The following is a 1,998-nucleotide window of genomic DNA, read 5'->3' as shown; positions in this document are numbered from 1 at the left end:
CACCGAGCCGTTGCGCCCGCCGGGCCGCAGCACGGCGCGGGTGACGTCGAGCACGTCGCCGACGAAGTCGACAACCACGTCGACCCCCTTCGGCGCGAGCGCCCGCACCCGGCCGGCCAGTCCGTCGCCGTAGGCCACGGGTTCGGCGCCGAGGCCGCGCAGATAGTCGTGGTTGGAGTCGGAGGCCGTGCCGATGACCCTCGCGCCGAACGTACGAGCGATCTGGGTGGCGAGGGCGCCCACGCCGCCGGCCGCGGCGTGGATGAGGACCGTCTCGCCCTCGCCCACGCCGAGACGCGTCAACAGCTGGTATGCCGTGAGTCCCGCCAGCGGGAGCCCGGCCGCTTGGTCCCAGTCCAGCGCCGCGGGCTTGGCGGCGACCGTCCTGACCGGTGCCGTGACGTAGTCGGCGAAGGTGCCCCCGTGCACGAAGTCCTTGCGCACGTAGGCGATCACCTCGTCACCGGGCGCGAACTCCGGGGTGTCCAACCCGACCGACTCGACAACCCCAGCGACGTCCCAGCCGGGAACGACGGGGTAGAGCACCTCCATCATCGGGTCGAGGTAGCCCGCCATCAGCTTCCAGTCGACCGGGTTGACCCCGGCGCTGCGCACCCTGATCCGCACTTCACCGGGGCCGACCTTCGGCTCGGGCTGGTCGGTCAGCTGCAGGACGTCGGGGTCGCCGTAATGGTCATAGGTGATAGCTCGCATACGCCGGACAACAGCGCGGTGACCCGGAGAATTTCGCCCTTGTCAGAGAGTGTCTTCGAGGCGGCGCCGAGATCCGGTGGGCATGTGATGCCTGTTTGGGGGTAATCGGTGCATACGGTGAGGACCGAACGCTCGGGACCAAGCTAGGGAGGACCGATGAGCACCAACACCGGCGCCAATCGTCCGGAGGGCGAAGGATCGAACGACCTGCCCACGGGGCGCCCTGTGAACGAGCAGGACCACCGCACGCTCGGCGAGCGGCTCACGGGGCGGGGAAACGTGCCCGACACGGCTCCGGCCGAGCGCACGGCATACGGCGAGGGAGATCGCGAGACCGCCACCGCACCGGCGGGAAGAGGACGGCACGAGGCCTACGACCAGGCCGCGGACGCGCCGGTGGAGGAAACCGGGGCTTCCGGCAGCCGGTCGGCCGACACCCAGGCCGTGCCTGCCCCAGGGGCACGTGACACGGATCGTCGAGGTGAGGAAGCCCGACGCGCTGAGCTCTCGCGCGACGACGTCCGGCGGGACGACACCCGGCCCGTGGACACCCGAGCTGTCGGCGACGAGCGTGACGTCGGCTACTCCGGCCGCACCGCCGCGGGATACACCGAACGTCCGGCGGTGCCGGACCGGCACAGCGTCATCGCGCGGCAGAAGGAGGATTTCGGCGGGGTCAAGATCGGTGCCGGCTTCTTCGGCTGGCTCGCCGCCACCGGGCTCGCGGTGCTGCTGACCGCCCTCGTGGCGGCCGTCGGCGCCCAGATCGGGGTCACGGACGCCAACCTCGACGAAGTGACCCGCCAGGCCTCGGACAACCTCGGCTCGATCGGGCTCGCCGGTGGCATCGCTCTGCTGGTCATCATCGTCGTGTCCTACTACGTCGGCGGCTACGTGGCCGGCAGGATGGCCCGGTTCAACGGGATCCGGCAGGGCCTGGTGGTCTGGCTCTGGGCGATCGTGATCGCCGCGATCGTCGCGGGCGCGGCCGCCCTCTGGGGACCGAAGTACGACATCCTCAGCACGCTCAACAGCTTCCCGCGCTGGCCGGTCGACCAGGGCACGCTGACCACCGGCGGCATCATCGTGCTGATCATCCTCGCGCTGGCGAGCCTCATCGGCGCCCTGCTCGGTGGCCTGGCCGGGATGTACTACCACCGCAGGGTCGACAAGGTGGGCCTGCCGGACTGACGCACCCGGGGTGGGAGCGCGCCACACCGGCGTTGCTCCCACCCCGGCCCCGCCGGATCACCGCCCCGCGCCGTGCCCGTTCGGCCCGCCCGG

2 protein-coding genes are annotated in these 1,998 nt (G+C 71.4%); one reads left to right on the top strand and one right to left on the bottom strand.

Annotation, left to right across the window (positions count from 1 at the left end; all coding sequences use genetic code 11):
* Positions 1-714, bottom strand: a 714-nt coding sequence (locus FRW57_RS20945; RefSeq protein ID WP_152186975.1) for an NADP-dependent oxidoreductase, incomplete at its 3' end; no start/stop codon positions are given.
* 156 nt (positions 715-870) lie between these two features.
* Here FRW57_RS20945 and FRW57_RS20940 point away from each other — a divergent pair.
* On the top strand, positions 871-1,905 hold the full coding sequence (locus tag FRW57_RS20940) for a hypothetical protein (RefSeq protein WP_152186974.1): 1,035 nt from the start codon (positions 871-873) through the stop codon (positions 1,903-1,905).
* Positions 1,906-1,998 lie beyond the last annotated feature (93 nt).

The sequence above is a fragment of the Segeticoccus rhizosphaerae genome, assembly GCF_009192725.1.
GTDB lineage: Bacteria > Actinomycetota > Actinomycetes > Actinomycetales > Dermatophilaceae > Segeticoccus > Segeticoccus rhizosphaerae.
Note: the sequence above shows the minus strand (reverse complement) of the source record. Positions and strands in the feature narration are given on the sequence as shown.